The following is a 20,189-nucleotide window of genomic DNA, read 5'->3' as shown; positions in this document are numbered from 1 at the left end:
AGTATCGGCTTATCTATTTCCAAAACCTGTGGAGGCCGCGAGGGGGCAAGGTTATGCGCAACTTGGTTCTGAAGTGTGTTCGTCTCGGCCCCACTTTGGTTTACGCGGTGGGCGCGACATTCGCCGTCAGCATGCTCCTGTTAGCCCTGTATCCTTCAAGCCCATTTGTCTGGGCGCTCTACATGACGATACTACCTTTGATGCGGTTGCCGGTGTTCATGTTGCTGAGCATTCCGAACGTCCCGATCTCGGGCGTTGTCGCCGTTCTGGCATCAGCGTCCGCCATCGGCGTATATCTTTCCTTCCACCCGCAACAGTTTCTTCGAACGCGGTTCATCCATTCGCATACCGCGTTGATAGCCCTGGTGTTTGCCAATATCGGGACAAGTAGCGCTCAAGCCAGTCTCATTGTCTACGCTCTCCCTCGCATGCGCAATGGCGACTGGTCCGTGCTGATGCCAGCAACGCTGCTCGGGACCACGTTATTCTGCCTGGTTTCCCTGGCCTGCCTATCCTCTCATGCCGAGATCATCACGGCCATCCGCGAGCGGCGCAGTTAACCCTTGGCAAACAGATTCGATGGGTGCGATTGCTATTGACTGCAACCATGCGAAGATTGTCTCCATAACAAACTGTGGGGAACCAATGAGTAGTCGATATTTGGTTGTTGCCGACATCGTTGGCAGGATCTCAATCAGTCTCTATTTCATCCCGGTGATGATCAGCAGGGTGATTGCCATTCACGACATTTTCGCGAGGGGCGATCTTTCGTCTCTCGACATGGTGACAGTGGCGGCTGATTTTTCCTCTATGGCGTTTGCTGGGATGATGAGCGTCGTTGCCATCACGCGGCTGCCGCCGATCCGCTCGGCCGAAAACATCGAGGGCTACGTTACGGCGATGTCGGGGACATTCCTTTTGGTCTTGGTTGTCGGCTATCTTCCGCCCGCCATCGAGACACCGATGGCGCTTCGCCTGATCGGGCTAGGCTTGACGATTATCGGATGTCTAGCCTCGGCATACGTGCTGGTATATTTAGGGCGGGCCTTTAGTATCATGCCGGAGGCACGCGCTCTTATTACCTCCGGTCCCTATTCTGTCGTGCGAAATCCTCTGTATCTCACCGAAGAAATCGCGGTGATTGGTTTCATCATCCTCAATTTATCTGTTTGGACGGTCTTGCTTGGCGCTGCGCACTGGATGCTGCAGCTCAGGCGGATGGTCAATGAGGAGCGCGTCCTTCAAAATGCGTTCCCCGAATACGAGGGGTACGCAGCAACCGTGCCACGCGTCGTGCCGTTTACAAGCGGGGGTAAGTTGCTGTCGTTACGGTGACGCTTTTCGGCCAGGCCGGAGGAACTTTTCGCATTTCGCCTGCAATATGCCGCTCGGTGTTTCAGTTAAAGGGACGACGAGACAACGATCGAAATACTGCTCGTCACGGCCCGCGACAGTGGACGATCGAGACGGACCGAGGGGTCGCAATCGGCCGTGCGATCTGCTCGCCAGCCTTCCCGATGTGAAGAGAGATCTTACCCCCACCCAATCCCCAAGCATCTTCATTCGGCCATAGGTTGTTTGTTGGACGCCCCCAAAGAATTATTGATCCAAAAATCTACAACGTTTGCGTGAGGAAACCGACAGATTTGCCGAATGGTAGATGCTGTCGCGGTCTGACAAGCTTGGGTTATCTCTAAGAAAGGGGGGGAGCTATGGCTGGGGAATATCGCCTCTGTTCGGAAGGGGAATCCTGGTCCATCGTTGATCAAGCCACGCAAGAGCCGGCGCGACTTGACGGCGTTCCACTTTCATCCATGGAAGCAGAGGAAGCCAAGCACATGCTGGTTATTCTCAAGGGCATTGATCGTGTCAGAAGTGCGTCCCGCAAGTCGGCATCGATAGCGAAAAAGATACGGCCCCAAAGAGTGAAGGTCTCGTCTCCTCCAATCGTCCACGACATGTTCGAGATGCTGCGACCGCCCACGCTCGATTGCTCGCCCTGCCCTGATGAACCAGGACAAAGGGCATGAGATGAATTTGGCATCGAAGATGGCTGAATATTGACTGCGACCGTATGAGGGCGCTTCCTATTCAGAGCTTCCCCTCAGAGACCCTTGTGCGCTCCAGCAGCGGTCCGCCGGTACGCTCACTCGCAGGATCTCCGTCTCTCCATCAATGCTGACGACGAGGCCGGCGCCGCAGCGCCAGAGGCTTCGCACCGGAGCACGTTCAGCTGACGATGCCGTTCTGCCGACACACGGAATCAAGGTCTGTTCGCACATTGCCTTGAGTGGTCAGCGCGAACGACAACGTGGCTTTCCCCCCAACATTCGTCGTTCTCAAAACACCTGCGAAAGGCTCACCGCCAGTGAAATTTCCCGACTGGTTTTTGGAGTTCACGACGCCGCAAACGTAGATCCCGGACGTCTTCTGTGAGGCCCTGATGCTTGCAAACGTCCCGCTGGCAGGATCTCTCAGGAACTTGCGAGTTCCGTCCTGGACCACAGCAAGTTCGGCCTTCGAAAGGGTGTAGGGGATCGCCTGTTCTCGCTGGGAGACGCTTGTGCAAGAAGCGAGCATCAACGTGCCAACAACCACGATTTTCTTCATGAAACTCCCCCATAAATCTACGTTACCGACCGCATGTCGTCCTCGAAGGCTCTCCTCAAGCGATTGCCAAAGCAACGCCTAATTTCGAGGTATCCTCGCCCAGGCAATCATCCAACACCGTCTGGCCTGTGGCAAAAGCACCACAAGCGCCAGGGTGACGCGATCGCTTGCGTTGCTGGACAACTCCAGATCATTGAAAGGAAAAACGGGGCTGGCCGAAGCGAGCTGGTTGGTGTTGCAGTTGCGCACTCGACTCGCGGTCGACGAGGTGCTTCAGTAGCGAAGCCTAAAATTGGGAGTTGGCGATGTACTACGAGTGGAACGAAGCCAAAGCGAGACGGCAATACCTCATCAAGTTCGCCTCGGTCTGGTTGGCAGCTATCGGGCTGGCATTTCTTCCGGTGTGGTGGCTGGTCCAGGAAACCACTTTCTAGTGGGGAACCCCAGGGCGAGGCGGGCACCGATTGCGTTGACGAGGCAGTCGCGTTCTACCGAAACAACCTCAACTTCAAGCTCAGCACAGTCCGGGCAAATTCGCCCCGCTCCTGCGCGACGAACTGATGCTTTATCTCAGCGCCCCAGGTGTGCCTATTTTGCAGTCTCCGCGAAGGCTTCGAGCTCTGGATCAAAATCGACCTCGACCACATTGTTGAAGAGTGCAGTCGCCAGCATGATGCCAGCAAAGGCCACCAGATCGACGAGCGTCTTGGCATCGTAGCGATCCTTCAGCTTCGTCCAGATCTCTGCGGGGATCGCGTTGGAATCGGCGACGATTGCTTTGCCGAAAGCGATGAGAAGTACTTCTTCTTCTGAGAGTATCAGGCCGTCCGGATCGAAACCCGCGTTGATCAGTGCGCGGCGAAAGAAGGTGATGGCAATCTTTGAGTTCGCGGCTTTCGAAATGGCGTGCGAGAAGACCCAAATAGGTCTATCGGCGATTGAAGAGAGCTCGGCGCGAAGCGTGAACCATTCGGCGTAAACGCGGTGGGCGACCGGCGAATGCAATAATGTGCGCTTCATGTTGGTCATCCGGCCGCGCGCCCTCACCTCCTCGTCGTGTGCCGCCCTGATCTCTTCGGACACCGTTGCGTAATCGATCTGTGGGATATGGCTCATGGCGATGCTCGTTCCATTTGGGGCAAGTGTCTGGCGTCTGCGAATCAGGAAACCATGCTGACGCGGCTTTTCATGCATCTTTGCAAAATCGGCTGTCTGGCGCGAATCCGAGACCGCATGGCCGATGGCATGCATCAGGAAATCTCCCCTGCATTCTTGACAATATCCGATCGGCGAGACACGATGAAACCGGTTTCACTCGTACTGTCGGAGAAATCGTGCGGCTCGACCTGTCGATTCTCGTCCCTCACCTCGGCTTTCTCGCGCAAGGCGCCTTTCTGACGGCACAAGCATGCGCGCTCGCGCTTCTCGGCAGCATCGTCATGGGCGCATTCGTGGCGATTGCGCGAACATCCTCGTCGGCACCTCTGCAGCGGGCCTCGTGCGTCTACGTCGATGTCTTCCGCAACGTGCCCTTCATCGTGCAATTGTTCTTCTTCTATTACGGCCTGCCGGAGATCGGCATCTATATCGATGCCTTCACGACCGGAGTTATCGCGTTGTCGATCGCCGGTGGCGCCTATGCCTCGGATGTGATTCGCGCGGGTATCCTGGCAATCGACCAGGGCATCATTGAAGCAGCCGAGGTCAGTGGCCTGTCGCGGCGGGTGATGTTCACGCGTATCGTCCTGCCAATCGCGCTCAGAACTTCGGTGCGGCCACTCGGCTCGGTTCTCATCAACATGATCCTCACCTCGTCGATCCTCTCCACCATTACGCTCAATGAATTAACCGGTTCGGCGCAGATCGTGGTTTCGCAGACATACCGGCCCTTCGAGGTCTATGTTGTGCTGCTCGTTGTCTATGCGATTTTGACCTACCTAGTCTCGCTCGCCATCGCGCTCCTCCACCGTCGCCTCAACCGTGACATGATGCAGGCTGTTGGCTGATGCGCTTTGCCGATTTCACACCCTTCGACCTCGTTCTTCTCGCGCAGGGTCTCGGCGTCAATGTCGCACTCTTCCTCGTGACCTCGCTGCTCGGTCTGGTGATCGGCATCGGTTGGTCAATCATGCGCTACTATCATGTGCCCGTGTTGGGTGAATTGATCACCTTCATTTCCGAGCTGCTGAAGAATTCGCCGGTTCTCGTGCAATTGTTTCTGGTGTTCTTCGGCCTGCCTGGCCTCCTCCACGTCCGTGTCACTCCGGTCACGGCAGCTGTGATCACGCTTTCAGCCAACACAGCCGCTTTCATCTATGTGATTGCGGTCTCAGCAATTGAGTCTATCGGCCGAGATCAGATCGAAGCGGCGCGCGTCTTTGGCTTGAGCCGCTGGCAGGTGCTTCGTCATGTCGTTGCACCGCAAGCGGCAGCATTTGCGCTCGGCCCGCTGGTCGCATTGCTTGTCAACCAGTTACAGGTGACATCACTGATTTCGGTCATTGGCGTCGTCGACCTGACCAAGATCGGCAACATTCTCAATATGCGGACCTTGAAGCCGTTTATCGTCTGGACGGCTGTCGGCCTGCTTTATTACGCCGCCGCCAAGCTCGTTGCATGGCTCGGGTCGCGCTTTGAAAAACGCCTTCGCGTCCACAGTGCTTGGAGAGGGCTCTGAAATGATAAGAGTTGAAAACGTCAAGAAGACTTTCGGCCACACGACGGTACTGGACGGCGTCGATCTGACGATCGCGCCGGGCGAGGTTGTCTCGATCCTCGGCTCCTCCGGCTCCGGCAAGTCGACGTTGATTCGCTGCATCAACGGTCTGGAGAAGCTCACCGGCGGCCGGATCAGGGTCGACGAGTTCGATGTGAGCAAGGCAAAGGAGCTCGCAGAAGCGCGCAAGCGCTCCGGCACCGTCTTCCAACTCTTCAACCTCTATCCTCACATGACTGTTCTCGGCAACATCACGCTGGCGCCGATCGAGGTATTGAAACAGCCCCGCAGCGAGGCGGAGACTGTGGCCCGCGCCTTGCTGGAATCGGTCGGCCTGGGTGCCAGGGCGCACGCCTACCCGGCGCAACTGTCAGGCGGCCAACGCCAGCGCGTCGGAATCTGCCGCGCGCTTGCAATGCAGCCGCGTTACCTGTTGCTGGATGAAGTGACAAGCGCGCTTGATCCGGAGATGACGGCGGAGGTGCTGACAATCCTTGCCAAGCTCGCGCAGCAAGGCACGACAATGCTATTCGTCACGCACGAGGTCGAGTTCGCCAGGCAGATTTCCGATCGCATCGTCTTTCTCGATAAAGGCAGCTTGCTGGTCGACTTGCCGACCAAAGAGTTCTTCGCCGCCGACGGCGGCATGGGGCAGCCGCGGGTTGCCCAGTTTCTTTCCAGGATGCGCAAGGATTAGAGGTTCAAGATGCTCCTTTTGGCCAATAAAGAAGCCTGGCCGGGTTTTCCGACATCTGTCGAAATGCTGCGTGACGGTGCAAGCAGCCTCGATGCGATGGTCGCGGGGATCAGCAAGGTGGAAAGCGAAGTCAAGGTGCGCAGCGTCGGGTACGGCGGCTGGCCCAACATGCTCGGCAATATGGAGCTTGATGCCGCGGTCATGGACGGCAACACGCGCGAAGTCGGGGCGGTTGGCGCCGTTCCAAATACGCTTGCCGTGGCGCGCCTTGCGCATGAGGTCATGAGGCGCCTACCGCACGTCATGCTGACTGGCGAAGGCGCGCGCCGCTTTGCCAGTGAAATCGGTTTCGCAGAGGACGACGTCTTGTTCGAGGACAGCAAGCGGGTCTGGTGGGAGCGACTGGAAAGGGAACTCTCGCCCGAGGATCTGGCGAAATTTCCAAACATCCCGTTAGCCCCTCTCAGCCGCGCTATCACCGATCCAGAGCGCGTTCGCGACACGACCGTCTTCCTGTCGGCCGATCCCAAGCGTGGCATCCACGCGGCGACGTCGACCTCCGGCTGGGCGTGGAAATATCCCGGTCGGCTTGGCGATAGCCCCATCCCCGGCGCTGGCTTCTACGCCGACAGCCGCTACGGCGCGGCCGCGTGCACGCATACCGGCGAAATGACGATGCGCTGTTCGACGGCGCGCACGGTCGTTCTTGCGATGAAGCTTGGCTATGCGCTCTCAGACGCCGTGAAGCTCGCCGTCGATGAGCTCAATGAACTCTCCTGCGGATTTCTCGCCGGCGTCGTGATCCACGCTGTCGATGCCAAGGGGAACCACGAGGTCGTGAATTTCAGATGCGAGGGCGAAATTCGCTACTGGCTCTGGGAGGACCAGATGCCCGAACCGGAACTGCGGGCAGCGAAACTGGCATAATCAAAAGAGGGAATGAAACCATGAAACGCATTCTGACTGCCCTTGCCGCTTTGGCCATCACAGCCGGTTCGGCACTTCCGTCCTTTGCGGGAATGATCGACGACATCCGCTCACGCGGCACTGTTCGCATCGGAGTGTCGCTCGGTGGTGAGCCGATCGGTTTCCGCGATGCGCAGAACAACCCGGTCGGTTATGATGTCGATGTCGCAACGCAACTCGCCCAGAAGCTCGGCGTGCCGGTGGAATTCGTCGACGTCTCGGGCGATGCTCGTATCTCGATGCTCGTTTCGGGCCAGATTGACGTCGCTGTTGCCAATACTTCCGCAACGCTCGAGCGCGCCAAGACAGTAAACTTCACGATCCCCTACAATCGCGCTGGTCTGCGCGTCATCGTTCAGAAGGACGCGGGCATCAAGGAGCTGAAGGACCTCGCCGGCAAGAAGGTGGTCGTTGGTCGCGGTACGACGGGCGAGAGCTTCCTGAAGACCGCCGTTCCTGAGGCGCAACTCGTCTATGTCGATCAGTTTGCACCTGATGGTGTTCTTCAACTGCAACAGCAGCGAGTCGATGCGGCAATCGAGGATTCGTCGCTGCTTGATTATCTCGCGACAAAGACCCCATCTCTCGTGACATTGCCGGGCCTTTATTCCAACGATCCGATCGGGATCGCCGTCGCCAAGGGAGATCCGGAGTTCGTGCGCTGGCTCGACATGTTCGTTTCCGACTACATCCAGTCGGGCGCTTATGCGGCAAACTACAAGAAGTGGTGGGGATCAGAATCCAATCCCCCTGCCCTTAACCCTGAGTGGTAGGCTATTCGGGCCGTCTTCGGGCGGCCCGTTTCTCGTCAGGCGGTCAGACGTGGCACGAAACGGGTCGGCACCGTCACGGACGGCTGGCCCGGCCTGAAATTGCCGGGATTGGCAACTGAATCGACGATATGACGGACATAAAGTGCCTTGTCATAGCCGATCGACGAGATCGGATAGGCATCGAAATCGGTCAGCGACAGATTGTCGAAACCATAAAGCCGGAAGCATGAGGGACGGCCATCGGGAAAGTCGGCCCGGCAGACGTCCAGAATGCCCATCGCCATTGCATCGGATGTGCAAAATACTGCGTCGGGAAGACCAGCGCCCCTGAGTTCCGTGGCCGCAGCATGTCCGCTTTCATAGGAGTAGTCGCCCTGGATCGTTCGAAGGAGATTGATCCCGTAGTGCGCAAGGGCGGCCTGGTAGGAGCCAATACGTGCCTGCTCGACCGGAGAAGATGCGCGTCCGGTCATCAGAACCGCGCTGCGCACATCTTTCGATGCGGCATGAGCGACGGCTTCGGCAATGCCGGCGTGCTCGTCCGGAATGATCACGGGAGAAAACTGGTCATGAAGGCCGTTCAGCATGATGACATGGTCGGAGCGGAACATGCGGCGAACGGTCGGCGCGTCCGCAAAATCGGAAAACACCAGCGCAGCGTCGACATGGTAGGCGACGCCATTGCGCAGGAATTCCTCGACGCGCGCGACAGATCCGATGCGGATCAGGATGACCTGCTTGCCGATCATTTGGACCTGATCGATGAGGCGGTCAAAGAGATCGAGGTCGGAGAGATCATGGATGTGATTGACGACGACAGCGACGAGATTGACGGTCTTGGTCGTCAGGCTCTGGGCCAAGAGGTTCGGCTTGTAGCCCAAGCTTGCAGCGGCGGCGATGACGCGCTCTCGCTTCTCGGAAGACACCGGTCGCGGCTCGTTGGACAGCGCCCGGCTCGCAACCGCACGCGAGACACCCGCCATGCGCGCGACATCGGCAATCGTGGGGGGAGCTTCGCGGCTATTGTCGTGATTCATGATCGAGAGCTTTCCACATTTGCAACGTGATAACGCAACGTCGCGTGCTTCGGCTATGTTAATCTTTCGCCCCTTGAGGGTTTGCGAGCCGCTTCACACGGCTTTTCGTCTTTTATCCTTGCCTGACTTGCATCTGATTGGAGGAACTTCATGTCGATCAGTCTGGCACCTGTTGCATTACCGGATTTCGGGGGGCCGGTGCGCAACCGCAAATCCCTTCGGCGACCTATGCTGCGCGAGCCGACGCCGTCTTGAAAGACGCTCGCACCGACTGGCTGGTGGTCTATGCCGATCGCGAACACTTCGGAAACATCATGCATCTCTCCGGTTTCGAGCCGCGTTTCGAAGAAGCACTGTTGCTCCTTGGTCCCGGCGGTCGTCGTATCATCATCACGGGAAACGAATCCGTAAGCTATACGGCAATTGCCGGTCTTCCCGAAATAGAAGTGTTGCGGGCGCGGACCTTCAGCCTCATGGGACAGGACCGCAGCCAAAACCCACGGCTGAGCGATCGGCTGCGCGACGCAGGACTAAGGGCTGGGGATTGCGTCGGGCTGGTCGGATGGAAATATCTCGCGGCCGAAGAGGACGACGAATACGCTCAGAGTTTCTTCGTTCCACATTTCATCGTGAACGCGCTGCGCCGGGTGATCGGTCAGTCGGGCATACTGGTCGATGCGACACCAATCCTTATGCATCCGGAAACCGGCCATCGCGCGATCGTCGATGTCGATCAACTCGCGGCCTTCGAGTGGGCAGCGGTGCGGTGCTCGCAGGCACTCTTTAAGGTGGTCGCCGGCGCACGGGAAGGCGACACGGAGTTCGACGCACTTGCTCGTCTCGGTTACGAGGGGGATCCGGTAAACGTCCACACGATGTTTGCCTCCGGGGGCGCCGGCGAGACCATCATTGGTCTGAGAAGCCCGACCGCACGCCGCCTGAAAAAGGGAGATGGCGTGACGACAGCACTTGGCTACTGGGGAGCGTTATCGTCTCGCGCTGGCCTGCTCACCGACCAAGACGAGGCATTCCTGGCGCCGGCAAAAACCTATTTCGAGGCCTTGATCACATGGTACGAGACGGCGGATATCGGCGTGACCGGCGGCGATCTGTTGTCCGTTGTCACCGAGAATCTGCAGTCCGCGGGTCTCGACTCGGCGCTGAACCCCGGCCACCTTGGCGGCCACGAGGAATGGCTGCATTCGCCTGTGCGGCCCGGCTCGACCGAGCGCCTGCGATCGGGCATGCCGTTCCAGGTCGACGTCATACCGGTGCCGATGCCTGCCGGCTGGGCGCTCAACTGCGAAGACATGGTGGTCTTCGCTGATGCCAGGCTGCGCGAAGAGATACAGCAACGCTATCCCGACATGCATGGCCGCATTGCCGCACGGCGTGCCTTCTTGGCGGACAAGCTCGGCGTGACATTCGCAGACAGCATTTTGCCGCTCTCGTCGACGCCACTCTATCTGCCGCCGTTCTGGCTGCAGCCGGGCAGCGTTCTGGTGGGGGAGTAATGGGGCGGTCGGCGCCCAGGAAACCATCATCGAACGTCGACCTGTCGGTCACGCAGATGCCTTTTGCTCCTGCGCGCCGACATCGATGCCGTTTTCAGTGTCCTTCGCACGCATCAGGCGGCCCACTGCCCGCAGGCGCTCGATAAGATCGCTGCCGTCGGCGGAAGCGCGGGTCAGTTCGAGTTGTTGATATTCCCGTGTGGCCTGCTGCCAGTGCTCGCCACTGCGACCATCCGGCCGTCCCTCGGCTTCCCAAAGCGCGTAAGCGCGCTGATTGATCCAGTCGTCCTTGCAGCGTGACATGCCAACCCCCAGCCATGAAGGAATGTATCGTCACCTTCAACCTGGCAAATGGGCATTACAAAGTCGTTACCGCAGTGCAAAAAATCTGCGGCCGCTATGTTTTGCGATCAGTCGCGTTTCAGTTCATGGCGGCGTTCCGCGAGCTCGACGATGATACCGTCGGGGTCGCGAACAAAGGCTACCTGGTCAAGCACTTCAGAATTGACGGCAGGACGCGGCCTCTCCTTGATTACCACGCCGGCCGCTTCGAGCCTTGCGAAGCTTTCGGCGACGTTGTCGACAAGGAAGGTAATATGCAGCACGCCCGACGTTGCGGGTGGCAGATCCGAGGCAGATCCGGCGCCGCCGGGAGGCGTGAAGATCTCCAGCATGCCATTGCCGGTATCGAGGAATGCCACTTGCGTGCCGTTGGCCATGGTTTTGCGCAAATGAAGGCGCAGGCCCAAGAGGTCGCGGTAAAAGCCAAGCGACCGGTCCAGATCACCAGTCACCATGCCGACATGCTCGAAGCTCTTGATCATGGTTCAGGCTCCGGCGGCCAGCCGTCGCTCTTCTTCCGGCAACCAGGAATGATAGAGCGGATGATCGGGGAGGATCGGCAGTGGCGTCGGCTTGCCCGTGCGCTGCGAATGGTAGGCCGCCGTGACGAGCTCCAGCGAATTGCGTGCATCTTCCAACGTCACCGGCGGCTCGCCGCCGGTGGTCAGCGCATGGTGGAAGAGTTCGAACTGTCTGGTGTAACCGTCTTCCTTGACGACATAACCGGCCAGCGCCGCATCCACGCGCGTCTGGTGCTCCTCAGTCCCGGCAATAAAGCTCCAGGGGTCTCGACCCATTGTGTAGGGCTCGAGAATGCTTTCTGCGACGAGATCGGAGAAGCAGAAGCGCAGGCGAGAGATTTCCTTGCGCGAACCGAGTGTCATCGACAGCGTTGCCAGCGAACCGTTCTTCATTCTTACCGAGAGAGCTGCCGTATCCTCGACCTGGATCGGATTTACCAGCGTCGCGCCATAGGAGAAGATCTCAGCGCATGCGCCATGCACGTAGTTCAGCATATCGTGCGCGTGTATGGCATGTCCCAGCAGTCCGCCGCCTAGCTCCGTCACCCACTTTCCGCGCCACGGCACGGCATAGTAGTCCGGCCCGCGCCACCAGTGGGTCTCGATTGTGGTCAGGAATGGCATGCCCGTAAGCCCGAGATCAATCAGCATTTTGAGTTTCTGAAGGCCCGAGCCGTAGCGATACTGAAAGATCGGCATCAGTTGCGGACCTGCGGCGCGCGCAACGATGCGGGCCATCTCGTCGACTTCAGCTATGGAGCCGAACAGCGGCTTTTCGCAAATGACGTGCTTTCCGGTTTCGATCGCCAGACGGCACAGCTCGAAATGCGAACTCGGCGGGGTGCAGATGTCGATGATATCGAGATCGGAGCGAGCAATCATCGTCTCGGCATCCTGGGTATATTCGGGAATGCCGAATTCCTCGCAAAGCGCCCGGCCGCGGTCCTCGTCAAGCGAGCAAAGGACCACGACGTCAAATAGCTCCCTGTTCCAGGCAAAACCTGTCAAATGGCGCGAGGCGATGCCGGCTCCGATGACGCCGACGCGAAACGTCTTGGACATGATGGCTTCCTTAGCGATGACCCAGGCGCGCGGCCCTTGATTGTGCTTCCAGCGAAAGGCGGCAGACCTCGTAGACATGAGCCTGAGACATCGCCGTCTCGCTACGGTCGCGCACATCTGCGCAGAAGGCATCGAAATAGTCGAGCTTCTCGCTGCTGCAATCGATATGCGTCATCTCCTTGCCATTGACGAGGAAGAGGTGGTCCTTGCCAGGGCGCCCGGCGATGTCGATATATTTGCGTAGTTCGATATAGCCCTCCGTGCCAAGGATAGTCAGGCGGCCATCGCCCCAGGTCGGCAATGCCTCCGGCGTAAACCAGTCGACACGGACATAGCCTGAGGCCTTGTGCGAGCGCAGCAGAACCTCGCCGAAGTCCTGGAAGGCAGGCTTGTCGGGCATGCCGAAATTGCCGACCGAACTTGCCACGACTTCACCGCTCGTCGAGCCCGTATAAAAAAGGAACTGATCGACCTGGTGCGAGGCGATATCGACAATGATGCCGCCAAATTGCTCCGGATCGAAGAACCAATTCGGCCGTGTCGGCAGTTGCAGCCTGTGCGGCCCCATGCCGATCGTCTGGATCACCGTACCGATCGCCCCTTCCTTGACGAGCTTTCCCGCCTTGACGGCGCAACGAACGCAATGGCGTTCTGAAAAGCAGATCGAAAAAATGCGGCCGGTCTCGGCAGCCGTGCGTTTGACCTCTTCGAGCTGAGCGAATGTCGTCACCCCGGGCTTGTCGGTCATGACGTCCTTGCCGGCCTTCATGGCGCGGACCGCCAATCCTGCACGCTCGCTCGGGATCGCGGCGATGCAGATGACGTCGATCGACGGATCGGCGAAGATCGCGTCGCGATCGATCTGCGGGGCATTTGGATAAGTCTTCGTGAAGGTTTCCAACAGCGCAGGCACTGAGGTCTGCGGGCAATATCCGACGAACTCGGCACCCGCGGCAAGCAGGCCCTTCACGTGATCGAACGTGTGCCCATGATCGATCCCGACGACGGCAAATCTCAACATAACAGCAATGTCCTCCTGGAACTTCACGACGCCCCCAGTGACTCAAGCCTGGGCGGTCTCCTCAGCCTGAAACAGACAGTGAAACCCACGCACTGTCAAGGTTGGATAGATGGCGAGATTCCAGATAGCACCTATTAACATACGGAAATTACACGGGATTTTTGTATCTAAACAGTTATTTATTTATCCAACTCGCCTCTGCCAGGCTGACCACCGTCCTGGTCGAATGGTTAAACGTCAATGTTATTATTGCCGATTCCGATGAAGCCGCCCCTTTGTTCCGAGATGATTGCGCCCCCGGATTCTGGGATGATCTCGCCCCCTCGAGGCTGGGGTCCTGCTGGCTGTGATTGTTGTCAGTTGACGTCGTTAGGAGTCAAGATTTCCGGCGCTGATTTCGCCGCAAGCTTTCCCCGGATAGGTCTATGCGATGGGCATTGTGAACGAGCCTGTCGAGAATGGCATCGGCATAGGTCGGATTGCCGATGATCTCGTGCCAGGCCGATACTGGAAGCTGACTGGTAATGATTGTCGAGCGGCGGCCGTAACGATCCTCAAGGATCTCCAGAAGGTCGTGGCGCGCCTGTTCGTTGAGCGGCTCCAGACCCCAATCATCGAGGATCAAGAGCTGGACGTGCCCGAGGGTGCGTTGCAGCCTTGCATAGCGTCCGTCGCCATGGGCAAGAGCGAGATTGGCAAACAGCCGTGGCACCATATTTTCCCTGGCTAACGGTGTAAAATTGCTCGCTTCAATCGACCACAGACACCAATTCTGCTATCCCTACTGAGCATTGGAGTAATCTCTATGGCCCGAGCCGCTGAAGCACTGCGCATCGATACACTTCCCCTGCTGTCGGAGGTTGAAATGGATCGACGCCGTTTGATGGTCCGCAAGGCCCACCACACGAACCAACTCGAAGGCATAGAGCCCGATCCCGATATGGATCATGTATTTGAATCCTTCATCCGCGGGGAGATTGAGGTAACGGATCTCATACCGCGCATCCGGGCGCTTCAGGCACTTCGGTAGGAATGCCGGGCTACACTCTCGACGATTTCTTCACACTCAAGAACAGGCTAGGCGCTGGATCTCATAAAGAGCTGGAACGCCTCGAAGCTCCTCTTGTGGCGGCGCGCGACCTTGAGATCGCTTTTGGTGCCGGCCGGAAGGCCGTTTTGACACTGAACATCTTAAGGCGTTTCATCGGCATCTCTTTCAGGATGTGTTCGAATGGGCAGGGCATACGCGCGACGAGCCGGTTCTATTGGCAGATGGCACCATCGCCATCGAACAGACGTTGCGCAAGGTCGACGGGCAGCCCTTTGCCGTCGGCTCCATGATCTCCAGTCGGCTCGATGCTGCCTTTCGTCACCTTATCGAACAGGACTATTTTGTGGGCTCAACGACCAGGAATTTGCCGAACGAGTTGGTCTGCTCTTTGCGGAAATCAATTCGATCCATGCTTTCCGGGAAGGCAACGGACGCACACAACGTGCTTTCTTCACAGAGCTCGCGAAGGTTTCCGGGCATCGGCTCGAATTCGATGTCGTCTCGCGTGAGCGAATGACCAGCGTCAGCATCGCCGCACACGAACATGGCGACGCTTCCAGTCTTCAGAGGCTATTTCGGGAGATTTCCGATCCGGAGCGAGTGGCTGCCCTCCGCCATGCCCAAGGCTTCCTGGATCGCCATCGCGACGCCCTGGACTGGCGCGACCACTATATGACGACCACGTGGCCAGCAGTACAGCCTGACCCTTCGTAGGCCGGGCGGGCACTCGTTTTATGGCCCGGACCAGCAACAGCATTCTTATCGGTCACGCAGCGGATCTGCCCGACCCAACTCCCGACGCGGGTGAAAGTTTTCAGATGACAGCGGTGCATCCGGATTCCACGATCAGTGCCGAACGCATCGAACAGGCCGCTCTCACAATGATGGAGGCCACGGGCCGCCTCCGCAACAATCTTCAAGGAGAGCAAGCTGCACGCTTCAAAGAATTCTCTTCTCAGATTATCGAGCGCGAATTTGAACGTGCCTTCCATCGGAAGCTCAAAGAGAAAAGCGATCGCGGCGCATAACGCCTATTAGAAGCGCGGTCTTGCTGTTTCTTCTTTTCATTCTCAGGACGGCGGGAGGCCTCATCGCTTTCCAGCGACTTACCATAAAGAACTTCCCGACAATGACTTTCCTCGGCTTAGATTGCGGCCGCGTTGGAGTCTCAACGCCCTGCCTATAACGACGCCACCCGGCGCCGGGGCGCCATTCCCGCCTGTTTTTTAGGCTATTTTATCAGCGAAATTTCTTGCGGGGTTCCAGCGTGCGCGCCTTCGAAAAGCCCGAATTTCTGGGGCGTCCGGCGAACAACCTCAAAAAAGTTATCATCGAACTCCATGGTAAACCCGCGACGGTACTTTCCTGCAGGAGCAGGTGGTGCGTATGACCGCGTAAGAAATTTCGTTGACCCGAAATCCTTCATTTTTGTCACTTGCGACCATTAAACGGACGCTCTCTTCGAAGAGAGGACATAGATGCTTTGGTATCGATCTGAGCCTGGTGTGCTTCAGACACCCTGTTGCGCGCCTCGTGGTCGCGCCTGCGGATGCGCAAGCCCAAAATATGACGACCTGATCAGGCGGGCACCATTAACCGCAAAGCGGGGAGTCAGCGCTAGACAGCGGGAGTTCACACTAGGATTTCCGGTATATGGCCGGCAGCGTCGTGCGAAACCTGTGTTTTCCAACTACACGCTCTGCATGCGGACGTAACTCTAAGTTACTTATCGAACCAAGTGGTTTTGGGCATATTTCGGCATAGGGGAATCGGAGGCGGGATATCTGAGAGTTATTCCATCGCCGACGGATGAGGGAACCGAAGCGATCATGAAGACTATTCTGGTAAGTGCAGCCGTACTTTGCCTTGGCCTTGCGGCCGCATCGCCTGGCCGAACTGCGGATCTGACGCCGCTGGCGCCAGACGCAAAACCAGTCGAGAGTCCGAGCGGGTGGACGTTCACCTTTGCACCATATTTCTGGGCTGCCGGGATGTCAGGAGATATCGCCCAGTTTGGTTTGCCAGAGGTGCACGTCGACGCTGATTTCGGCAATCTCCTGGAGAACCTGGACTTCGCTTTCATGGGTGCCGGCGAGGCACGATATGACCGCTTCAGCATCTTCGGCGACGTCATTTACACCAAGCTCGGTGCCAGCGGTAACACGCCCCGCGGCATCGTCGTTGACAGCATTGACGTGACTTCGAAGACCTTTGCCGGACTGATGGGGGTCGGCTATTCGGTACTCGAAGACCAGTCGGGGCATCTCGACGTCGTTGGCGGCGTCAGGGTGTGGTCGGTCGAAACGGACTTGTCTTTTAATGGTGGAATTCTTGACGGAGTCGAGCGGAGCGATAGCGCCACCTGGGTCGACGGGTTGGTCGGCGTCAGAGGAAATTACTTCTTTTCGCCCGAAGTCTATCTCACCGGGTGGGGGTTAGTTGGCGGCGGCGGCGCCGATGTCGATTGGGATGTGGCGTTAGGGCTCGGTTACAAGTTCACCGACACCATCTCGGCCGTCGCGGGATATCGCGCATTGGGTGTGAACTACGACAGCGGCGGATTTGTCTTCGATGTCGTCCAGCAAGGTCCGATACTTGGCGTGGCCTTCCATTTCTAAGCAGTAAACGGCGAATACCGGCTCAGATACCAAGATTTTCAAGTGGCAGCGGCATGGGCGAAAGGAAAACGGCCCGGCCGCCAGCCGCTCGACATCACGAAAATGGAGGCCGCAATCAAACTCGTCGAAACCAACGTGCTGCCGGGCGAAGCTGCAAGGCAACTTAAAGCGCGTCGCCCGTTTTTTGATTCAGGTTCTCGAATCGACCGATTTGTGATTCCTTCGTAGCTGGAAGGAGACCGATCATGGGCAAATCACATCCGATCGAGTTGCGTTCCCGTGTTATTGCATTCGTTGAAGAGGGCAACACCCATCGCGAGGCGTCTCGTCATTTCCGGGTGTCGCCTCGATTTGTGAATAACCTTGTTATCTTGAAGCGTGAGACGGGCTCCCTGTCGCCGAGGCGACAGGGTCATATTGGCGGCGGCAAGTTAAGCGACCACGGTGCGTGGTTCCGTGAACGTATGGCTGAGAAGGGTGATTTGACGCTTGACGAATTGTGCCTCGAGCTTGCGGAGCGCGGCGTCATTGTGCATCGCTCGAGCGTCGGGCGCATGTTGCACCGGCTCGGGTTAAGCCACAAAAAAAAGCCTCATGGCAAGCGAGCAGCTTCGTCCGGAAATCGCTCGGGCGAGAAGTCTATGGATCGAAAGACGCAAGCCGTTTTTTGATAAGGCTCTGGCACGCCTTACTTTTATCGATGAGACGTCGACGAACACAAAGCTGACAAAACGCTCCGGTTGGTCGTTACGGGGCCACCGTTACCGCAGTCATGCGCCTTTCGGATCCTGGAAGACGCAGACGTTTATCGCTGGCCTCAGATCACATTCCATGGTCGCGCCATGGATCGTCAACGCACCAATGAATGCCGAGATATTCGAGACTTGGATCGAAACGCAACTCGTCCCAACTCTATCAAAGGGCGACATCGTCATTGCCGACAATGTCCGTTTCCACAAAAGCCAAAAGGCCGAAAAACTCATCAGACAAACCGGTGCCAGGCTGCTGTTCCTACCGGCCTATTCGCCCGACCTGAACCCGATCGAAATGGCCTTCTCGAAACTCAAGTCGCTCCTACGAAAGAAAGCCGCAAGGAGCTTCGACGCAATATCGAATGCCCTCAGTGACATCTGCGCACTGTTCTCCGTTGAGGAATGTCGAAACTACTTCAAGGCCGCAGGGTATGAGGCGATTTAGATGCGACAAGCTTTAGTTTCGGCCGCTCCACGGTTTATCGAGAAATGAGGCGATTGGGCATTAATTGCCCGGCATAGCCGGCAAGTCAACCAGGGGGAGAAATGAGCAATACCGACGCGGCTCCAACCCATGACAGCAAAGGCATGACCCGCCGCGAAGCGCTGGCGAGCGGCACCACGCTGGCTGTCTCCCGGCTTGCCGCACAGGTCAGTATTCCCGGAGCTCTAGCCGCTCTGGCAGCCGTCGGGGATGCCCGCGCCCAAGGCGCGGCCCCCAATATTGTCTACATCATATCGGACGATCTGGGTTGGAAAGATGTCGGTTACCATGGCTCCGACATCAAGACGCCAAACATCGACAGGCTAGCGGCCGGGGGGACTCGCCTGGAGCAGTTCTATGCGCAGCCCATGTGCACGCCAACCCGAGCGGCGCTTCTGACCGGACGCTACCCCTTCCGGTATGGCCTGCAAACCGCAGTTATTCCCCAATCCGGAACTTACGGCCTGGCGCTGGACGAATATCCCTTGCCACAAATGCTCAAGGACGCAGGGTACTACACCGCGATGAGCGGCAAGTGGCACCTCGGTCACTCAAAGACCGCATACTGGCCGCGCCAGCGCGGGTTCGATTCGTTCTATGGCGCGCTGCTCGGCGAGATCGACCATTTCACGCATAAAGCGGCAACCGGCAACAAGGATTGGTATCGGAACAACAAGGCTCTCAAGGAGGAGGGATTCGACAACATCCTGTTTGGCACCGAAGCGGTGCGGGTGATTAACAATCACGACCAGAAACAACCCTTGTTCCTCTATCTCGCCTTTACGGCACCGCATACACCATACCAAGGACCCCAGGAATATCTCGACCGCAACAGCCACATCGCCGACGAGAACCGGCGGAAGTATGCAGCGATGATTTCGGTGATGGACGACGAGATCGGCAAGGTCGTCGAGGCCCTCGAAAAGCGCGGCATGCGCGACAATACGCTGATCGTCTTCCAGAGTGACAATGGCGGCGTGGTCAACCCGTTTTTTGCGGGAGAAAGCGAAGTCAAGGGCAAGCTTCCCCCCGACAACGGTCCCTACCGTGAGGGCAAGGGAACGACCTACGAGGGAGGCACGCGTGTCGTCTGCCTCGTTAACTGGCCGGGAAAAATCAAGCCAGGCACGATCGATGGAGCAATGCACGTCGTCGACATGTATCCGACGCTCGCCGGATTGGCAGGCGCCAAGACGGCCAAGAACAAACCACTGGACGGAATGGATATGTGGCCGACACTGAGCGAAGGAAAGCCCTCACCGCGAACCGAAGTCGTCTACAATTTGGAACCGATGGTGGGTACAGTACGCGAAGGGGATTGGAAGCTCGTCTGGAAGGCCGCGCTGCCGCAGAAAATCGAGCTTTTCGATCTTTCCAAGGATGAATCGGAGACCATCAATCTGGCGGGCCAGAATCCCGAAATGGTCAGGAAGCTTCAAGCACGAATTACAGAACTCGCCACTGAGATGGCACCTCCCCTGATCATGCAGGATGCTGTGAAATTGCTGTTGCACGCGCCGACCTTGCTGCCTGACCCTTCCGAAATGTTCAATGTTCGAGACTGAGCAGACGGATCGCAACCCCTCCCCCGAAAGAGCCGTCCATAAATGGCGCTCCCTTGCTCGTAGCGGACGTCGTTGACTGCGTGTGGCCAGGTACCGTTAACAGCGCCCCCCAGAATCACCGTTTGTTCGCCCTCAGGCGTTGTCTTTGTACTTTCAACGCCATGCTCTCTCGCTGAGGCCGCCGAGCACCTACTTTGTGCTTAATTGCGCCAGGTCAAAGCGCGCGACTAGAATAATCGATAGTAGAGGATCGCGCGGCGGTTGAAGATAGCCGTGGCGTGTTTGGGAGAACGGCATGCCCTACTCCCGTGTGAACCGAAAGATGGGATCGGTGGACGGGTCAACTTCGCCCGCCGTGGTCCGTATTTGCGCACGAAGCTCGATCAGACTTTCCAACGCCTAGCAACTATCTCGCGACAGCCGCCACGGCCATTGCGTGAATCCAAGGGAGAAAGGACAG

At 57.8% G+C, this 20,189-nt stretch carries 23 protein-coding genes and 2 pseudogenes; 17 read left to right on the top strand and 8 right to left on the bottom strand.

Annotated elements, in window-relative coordinates; translation table 11 throughout:
- The first annotated feature begins 53 nt into the window (after window positions 1–53).
- Window positions 54–560 (top strand): hypothetical protein, encoded by a 507-nt coding sequence (locus tag NBG89_RS24565; protein WP_431322940.1) that lies wholly within the window; start codon window positions 54–56, stop codon window positions 558–560.
- A gap of 19 nt (window positions 561–579) precedes the next feature.
- A complete protein-coding gene (locus NBG89_RS24560; protein WP_431322939.1) occupies window positions 580–1,335 on the top strand; it encodes a methyltransferase family protein in 756 nt (251 codons plus the stop codon).
- An 894-nt stretch (window positions 1,336–2,229) separates the two neighbouring features.
- On the opposite strand, the gene NBG89_RS24555 is transcribed toward NBG89_RS24560, so the two are convergent.
- The gene (locus tag NBG89_RS24555; protein WP_431322938.1) at window positions 2,230–2,610 is read right to left on the bottom strand and encodes a hypothetical protein; all 381 of its coding nucleotides are present in this window, start codon (window positions 2,608–2,610) and stop codon (window positions 2,230–2,232) included.
- A 305-nt stretch (window positions 2,611–2,915) separates the two neighbouring features.
- Between NBG89_RS24555 and NBG89_RS24550 the strand changes: the two genes are divergently transcribed.
- Entirely contained in the window at window positions 2,916–3,044 is a 129-nt protein-coding gene (locus tag NBG89_RS24550; protein ID WP_431322937.1) for a hypothetical protein, read from the top strand.
- Window positions 3,045–3,198: 154 nt separating this feature from the next.
- Here the strand turns inward: NBG89_RS24550 and NBG89_RS24545 are convergent, their stop codons facing one another.
- Window positions 3,199–3,726 carry a hypothetical protein gene (locus tag NBG89_RS24545; protein WP_431324542.1) on the bottom strand — a complete coding sequence of 176 codons (528 nt, stop codon included), beginning with the start codon at window positions 3,724–3,726 and terminating at the stop codon, window positions 3,199–3,201.
- A 218-nt stretch (window positions 3,727–3,944) separates the two neighbouring features.
- On the opposite strand from NBG89_RS24545, the gene NBG89_RS24540 reads away from it, so the two are divergent.
- From NBG89_RS24540 to NBG89_RS24520, 5 genes are read left to right on the top strand one after another with little or no spacing between them, the layout of a single operon-like run.
- A complete protein-coding gene (locus NBG89_RS24540) occupies window positions 3,945–4,616 on the top strand; it encodes an amino acid ABC transporter permease (protein WP_431322936.1) in 672 nt (223 codons plus the stop codon).
- Window positions 4,616–5,287, top strand: coding sequence for an amino acid ABC transporter permease (locus NBG89_RS24535; protein ID WP_431322935.1), 672 nt, complete (start codon window positions 4,616–4,618; stop codon window positions 5,285–5,287). Before NBG89_RS24540 ends, NBG89_RS24535 begins: the two co-directional genes overlap by 1 nt.
- Window position 5,288: 1 nt before the next feature.
- A complete protein-coding gene (locus NBG89_RS24530) occupies window positions 5,289–6,023 on the top strand; it encodes an amino acid ABC transporter ATP-binding protein (protein WP_431322934.1) in 735 nt (244 codons plus the stop codon).
- 9 nt (window positions 6,024–6,032) lie between these two features.
- Entirely contained in the window at window positions 6,033–6,950 is a 918-nt protein-coding gene (locus tag NBG89_RS24525; protein WP_431322933.1) for a N(4)-(beta-N-acetylglucosaminyl)-L-asparaginase, read from the top strand.
- 20 nt (window positions 6,951–6,970) lie between these two features.
- Window positions 6,971–7,762, top strand: coding sequence for a transporter substrate-binding domain-containing protein (locus NBG89_RS24520; protein WP_431322932.1), 792 nt, complete (start codon window positions 6,971–6,973; stop codon window positions 7,760–7,762).
- A gap of 35 nt (window positions 7,763–7,797) precedes the next feature.
- On the opposite strand, the gene NBG89_RS24515 is transcribed toward NBG89_RS24520, so the two are convergent.
- Window positions 7,798–8,799 (bottom strand): LacI family DNA-binding transcriptional regulator, encoded by a 1,002-nt coding sequence (locus NBG89_RS24515; protein WP_431322931.1) that lies wholly within the window; start codon window positions 8,797–8,799, stop codon window positions 7,798–7,800.
- A gap of 150 nt (window positions 8,800–8,949) precedes the next feature.
- On the opposite strand from NBG89_RS24515, the pseudogene NBG89_RS24510 reads away from it, so the two are divergent.
- Window positions 8,950–10,313, top strand: a pseudogene (locus NBG89_RS24510) (Xaa-Pro aminopeptidase).
- Between the two features lie 48 nt (window positions 10,314–10,361).
- On the opposite strand, the gene NBG89_RS24505 reads toward NBG89_RS24510, so the two are convergent.
- From NBG89_RS24505 to istB, 5 genes and pseudogenes are all read right to left on the bottom strand, one after another.
- Entirely contained in the window at window positions 10,362–10,616 is a 255-nt protein-coding gene (locus NBG89_RS24505) for a DUF2934 domain-containing protein (protein ID WP_431322930.1), read from the bottom strand.
- Window positions 10,617–10,723: 107 nt separating this feature from the next.
- On the bottom strand, window positions 10,724–11,137 hold the full coding sequence (locus NBG89_RS24500; protein WP_431322929.1) for a VOC family protein: 414 nt from the start codon (window positions 11,135–11,137) through the stop codon (window positions 10,724–10,726).
- 3 nt (window positions 11,138–11,140) lie between these two features.
- Window positions 11,141–12,238 (bottom strand): Gfo/Idh/MocA family protein, encoded by a 1,098-nt coding sequence (locus NBG89_RS24495; protein ID WP_431322928.1) that lies wholly within the window; start codon window positions 12,236–12,238, stop codon window positions 11,141–11,143.
- Between the two features lie 10 nt (window positions 12,239–12,248).
- Window positions 12,249–13,259 (bottom strand): Gfo/Idh/MocA family protein, encoded by a 1,011-nt coding sequence (locus NBG89_RS24490; RefSeq protein WP_431322927.1) that lies wholly within the window; start codon window positions 13,257–13,259, stop codon window positions 12,249–12,251.
- A gap of 376 nt (window positions 13,260–13,635) precedes the next feature.
- A pseudogene (gene istB, locus NBG89_RS24485) lies at window positions 13,636–13,971 on the bottom strand (IS21-like element ISRel16 family helper ATPase IstB); the annotation flags it as partial.
- A 93-nt stretch (window positions 13,972–14,064) separates the two neighbouring features.
- Between istB and NBG89_RS24480 the strand changes: the two are divergent.
- From NBG89_RS24480 to NBG89_RS24445, 8 genes are all read left to right on the top strand, one after another.
- The gene (locus tag NBG89_RS24480; protein ID WP_431322926.1) at window positions 14,065–14,289 is read left to right on the top strand and encodes an antitoxin VbhA family protein; all 225 of its coding nucleotides are present in this window, start codon (window positions 14,065–14,067) and stop codon (window positions 14,287–14,289) included.
- Window positions 14,290–14,490: 201 nt separating this feature from the next.
- On the top strand, window positions 14,491–15,024 hold the full coding sequence (locus NBG89_RS24475; protein ID WP_431322925.1) for a Fic family protein: 534 nt from the start codon (window positions 14,491–14,493) through the stop codon (window positions 15,022–15,024).
- A gap of 20 nt (window positions 15,025–15,044) precedes the next feature.
- Window positions 15,045–15,338, top strand: coding sequence for a hypothetical protein (locus NBG89_RS24470; protein WP_431322924.1), 294 nt, complete (start codon window positions 15,045–15,047; stop codon window positions 15,336–15,338).
- Between the two features lie 801 nt (window positions 15,339–16,139).
- Window positions 16,140–16,928, top strand: a complete 789-nt coding sequence (locus tag NBG89_RS24465; RefSeq protein ID WP_431322923.1) for a hypothetical protein — start codon at window positions 16,140–16,142, stop codon at window positions 16,926–16,928.
- A gap of 42 nt (window positions 16,929–16,970) precedes the next feature.
- A complete protein-coding gene (locus NBG89_RS24460; protein WP_431322922.1) occupies window positions 16,971–17,156 on the top strand; it encodes a hypothetical protein in 186 nt (61 codons plus the stop codon).
- Window positions 17,157–17,173: 17 nt separating this feature from the next.
- Window positions 17,174–17,599, top strand: a complete 426-nt coding sequence (locus NBG89_RS24455; protein ID WP_431322921.1) for a helix-turn-helix domain-containing protein — start codon at window positions 17,174–17,176, stop codon at window positions 17,597–17,599.
- A complete protein-coding gene (locus tag NBG89_RS24450) occupies window positions 17,523–18,125 on the top strand; it encodes an IS630 family transposase (protein WP_431322920.1) in 603 nt (200 codons plus the stop codon). Before NBG89_RS24455 ends, NBG89_RS24450 begins: the two co-directional genes overlap by 77 nt.
- Before the next feature lie 101 nt (window positions 18,126–18,226).
- Window positions 18,227–19,729 (top strand): arylsulfatase B, encoded by a 1,503-nt coding sequence (locus NBG89_RS24445; protein WP_431322919.1) that lies wholly within the window; start codon window positions 18,227–18,229, stop codon window positions 19,727–19,729.
- The last annotated feature ends 460 nt before the right edge of the window (window positions 19,730–20,189 follow it).

The organism is Rhizobium sp. YTU87027 (assembly GCF_050644135.1).
Taxonomy (GTDB): domain Bacteria; phylum Pseudomonadota; class Alphaproteobacteria; order Rhizobiales; family Rhizobiaceae; genus Rhizobium.
Note: the sequence above shows the minus strand (reverse complement) of the source record. Positions and strands in the feature narration are given on the sequence as shown.